3 protein-coding genes and 1 pseudogene are annotated in these 3,759 nt (G+C 66.4%); 1 reads left to right on the top strand and 3 read right to left on the bottom strand.

The features are described 5' to 3' along the window. Positions 1 to 1,148: NupC/NupG family nucleoside CNT transporter (locus V7E26_RS29610; RefSeq protein WP_324422930.1), on the bottom strand; the 1,148-nt coding region annotated here is incomplete at its 3' end. 113 nt (positions 1,149 to 1,261) lie between these two features. On the opposite strand from V7E26_RS29610, the gene V7E26_RS29605 reads away from it, so the two are divergent. Continuing rightward, entirely contained in the window at positions 1,262 to 2,485 is a 1,224-nt protein-coding gene (locus V7E26_RS29605) for an MFS transporter (protein ID WP_324422929.1), read from the top strand. A 125-nt stretch (positions 2,486 to 2,610) separates the two neighbouring features. Here the strand turns inward: V7E26_RS29605 and V7E26_RS29600 are convergent, their stop codons facing one another. Further along, a complete protein-coding gene (locus V7E26_RS29600; RefSeq protein WP_324422928.1) occupies positions 2,611 to 3,375 on the bottom strand; it encodes an SDR family oxidoreductase in 765 nt (254 codons plus the stop codon). Positions 3,376 to 3,388: 13 nt separating this feature from the next. Then, positions 3,389 to 3,759 (bottom strand): annotated as a pseudogene (locus V7E26_RS29595) (peptidase); the annotation flags it as partial.

Below are 3,759 nucleotides of genomic sequence, written 5' to 3'. Positions count from 1 at the left end.
GCCATGGTGCCGAGGCCGCCGATCATGATGCCGAGGCTGGCGAAGTTGGCGAAGCCGCACATCGCGTACAGCATGATCAGCCGCGAGCGCGGATCGAGCGCATCGGCGCCGAGTTTCGACAGTTCGAGATAGGCGATCAGTTCGTTCAGCACGGTCTTGGTGCCCATCAGGCTGCCCGCCGTGACCGCCTGCGGCCAGGGCAGGCCGATCAGCCAGCACACCGGGGCCATCAGATAGCCGAGCAGCCGCTGCAGCGAGATTTTCGCAGCCCCGATCTCGGGCAGCAAACCGAGAACGGCGTTGGCGAGATAGACCAGCGCGACCAGCACCAGCAGCATCGCGACGATGTTGAGCAGCAATTCAAGCCCGGCGGTGGTCCCCTTGACGATCGCGTCCATGGTCGAGGACGCGTGCATGTCGGGGTCTTCCAGCGATCCGCCGGTGCGCCTGTCCGATGTCTCCGGCACCATGATCAGGCTGACGAGGATCGCCGCCGGTGCGCCCAGCACGGATGCGATGACGAAATGCGCGGCGGCGTCCGGGATCAGCGGCACGAGGAAAGTGGCGTAGAGCACCAGCACGGTGCCGGCGATGCCGGCCATGCCGCCGGTCATCACCAGGAACAGTTCGCTGCGGGTGAGCTGCACCAGGTAGGGTCGGATGAACAGCGGCGCCTCGACCATGCCGAGAAAGATATTGGCTGCCGTCGAGAGCCCCACCGCGCCGCCGACGCCGAGCGTGCGCTCCAAGAGCCACGCCATGCCACGCACGATCGGCGGCAGCACGCGCCAATAGAACAGCAGCGTGGTCAGGACGCTCATGACCAGCACGATCGGCAGCGCCTGGAACGCCAGCACGAAATCCGCGCCCGGCGCCTTGAGATCGAACGGCGGCGCACCGCCGCCGATGTAACCGAACACGAAGGAGGTGCCGGCGCGCGTCGCAGCCGAGATGGTGTTGACGGCGTCGTTGATGGCGCCGAACGCCTTTGCGACCGGCGGCAGCTTGAGCAGCACCAGCGCGGTGACGACGGTGGCAGCAAGGCCGATCGCCATCTGCCGGAGCGAAACCGCGCGGCGGTTTTCACTGAGCGCCCACGCGATCGCCAGTAGCGCCAGCACGCCGAACGCCGATTGCAGTTGCAGCATGAATCCCCCGAATGCCCCGGCGCGCGATTATGCCAGCGTCGCGTCGCCGTGCAATGCCGTGTTGCGGAGCGGCCCGTTGACAACGGCTTCCTGCTCGGCCACGCGTCTAAACCATGTCCTCGACACCCCCGGTGAGCGCCCGCGACCTGCTCAGGCACGGGCCGTTCCTGTTCTTCCTGCTGTCCCGCAGCCTGTCGCGCTTCGCCAGCCAGATCGCGGCGGTGGCGATCGGCTGGCAGATCTACGACATCACCGGCAGCGCCTTCCAGCTCGGCATGGTCGGACTGGTGCAGTTCCTGCCGACGGCGCTGCTGGTGTTCGTCGCCGGCCACGCCGCCGACCGGTTCGAGCGCAAGCGCGTGGTGCAGCTCTGCCAGATCGCGGAAGCGGCGACCGCGCTGTTCCTGGCGGTCTCGACCTTCGCCGGCTGGCTCAACGAGGTGCAGATCTTCATCGCGACCTTCGTGATCGGCATCGCCGGTGCCTTCGAAAGTCCCGCCACGGCGGCGCTGCTGCCGCTGGTCGCGCCGCGGGGCCTGGTGCAGCGGGCGACCGCGATCTCCTCCGGAGCGGCGCAGGTCGCCACCATCACCGGGCCGGCGCTCGGCGGTTTTGCCTACGTACTGGCGCCGAGCCTGCCTTATTTCGTGATCGTCGTGTTCTGGCTGGTCGGTGCCGTCCTGACCGGCTTCATTCATCCCATGAAGCAGGAAGTGTCGAAGCCGGATGCGACCGCCGCCGATGTGTTCGCGGGCGTTCGCTTCATCCGCAATAACCCCGCGATCCTCGGCACCATCTCGCTCGACCTGTTCGCCGTGCTGCTGGGCGGCGTAACGGCGCTGCTGCCGATCTATGCGCGCGATATTCTTGAAGCCGGCCCGCTCGGCCTCGGCATCCTGCGTGCCGCGCCCGCGGTCGGCGCGCTGTTGATGACGATCGTGCTGGCGCGCCACACCATCAACCGCCATGTCGGGTTGCGGATGTTCCAGGCCGTGATCGTGTTTGGCGCGGCGACGGTGATATTCGCGCTGTCGCAGTGGATGTGGCTGTCGGTGCTGGCGCTGGCGCTGCTCGGGGCCGCCGACACGATCAGCGTCGTGATCCGCTTCTCGCTGGTGCAGCTTGCGACGCCCGACGAGATGCGCGGCCGGGTCGGCGCGGTCAATTTCCTGTTCATCAATGCCAGCAACCAGCTCGGCCAGTTCGAAAGCGGCGTCACGGCCGCACTGTTCGGCGCGGTGCCGGCCGCCGTCCTCGGCGGCGTCGGCACGATTGCCATTGCTTTACTCTGGATGAAGCTGTTCCCGACGCTGCGGAAGGTGGAGCGGCTGGAGTAGCTCCCGGACGCGACGCAGCGTGAAACGCTGCGTCGCAGAGCCGGGATCCATCGTGCCGCAAGTGTAGGCCCCGGCTCAGCCGCGCAGCACTTCGCGCCGCGCTGCGTCCGGGGCACGTTGGTGCCTTACCCCCGTCCCACGAACGGCATCTTGGTCGCCATGACCGTCATGAACAGCACGTTGGCGTCGAGCGGCAGGCTGGCCATGTAGGCGACGGCATCGCCGACCGCTTTCGCGTCCATGCGCGGCTCGTGCTTCATGGTGCCGTCGGGCTGCATCACGCCGGGGCCGGCGACCATGCGGTCGGTCATCGGGGTCGCGGCGTTACCGATATCGACCTGGCCGACGGCGATGTCATACATGCGGCCGTCGAGATTGGACGCCTTGGTGAGACCCGTGATCGCGTGCTTGGTCGAGGTATAGGCCGACGAGAACGGGCGCGGGGCGTGCGCCGAGATCGAGCCGTTGTTGATGATGCGGCCGCCGCGCGGGTTCTGGTCCTTCATGATGCGGAAGGCGTGCTGGGTGCACAGGAACGGGCCGGTGAGGTTGGTGTTCACCACCGCCTGCCACTGTTCGAGGGTGAGGTCCTCGAAATTGACCGGCGGCGCGCCCATGCCGGCGTTGTTGAAGAGAACGTCGAGCCGTCCATAGGTGTCCTTTACCTTGGCGAACAATGCCGCGATCGACTCCGGCTTGGTCATGTCGGCGGAAACGCAGAGGCTCTTGCCGACATTGTCGCCGAGCTTCTTGGTTTCCTCCAGCATCTCCATGCGGCGGCCGGCCAGCACCACGGTGTAGCCGGCATTCATCAGCGCCAGCGATGCGGCGCGTCCGACGCCGGTGCCTGCGCCGGTCACGAGTGCGATCTTGTTGGTTGCGTCGGCCATTGTTTCCTCGCCTTTACTTCTTTGCTTCAGTTTCTGATTTGTAGGGTGGTCTTGGAATATTCTGATGCGCCGCGCGCAGCGCTGCCGACCAGCGCGAGCGCAGGTCGTGGAAATAGGGCTCGCCCGCCTCGATGCGGTGGTTGAGGTCGGCCTCGCAGGCGTCCGCGCGCACCACCAGGACATCGATCGGCAGGCCGACGCCGAGGTTGGAGCGCATGGTCGAATCCATCGAGATCAGGCCGGTCTTCAGCGCCTCGTACAATTCGACATCGTAGTGCATCGCGCGGTCCAGCACCGGCTTGCCGTATTTGTGCTCGCCGATCTGCAGGTAGGGCGTGTCGGTGGTGCATTCGATGAAATTGCCGGCGGTGTAGACCATGAACA

The sequence above is a fragment of the Bradyrhizobium sp. genome (assembly GCF_036735945.1).
Lineage (GTDB): Bacteria > Pseudomonadota > Alphaproteobacteria > Rhizobiales > Xanthobacteraceae > Bradyrhizobium.
Note: the sequence above shows the minus strand (reverse complement) of the source record. Positions and strands in the feature narration are given on the sequence as shown.

Coding starts and splice junctions, on each gene's coding strand:
- V7E26_RS29605 (WP_324422929.1), top strand. CDS start 1,262: ATGTCCTCGACACCCCCGGTGAGCGCCCGCGACCTGCTCAGGCACGGG.
- V7E26_RS29600 (WP_324422928.1), bottom strand. CDS start 3,375: ATGGCCGACGCAACCAACAAGATCGCACTCGTGACCGGCGCAGGCACC.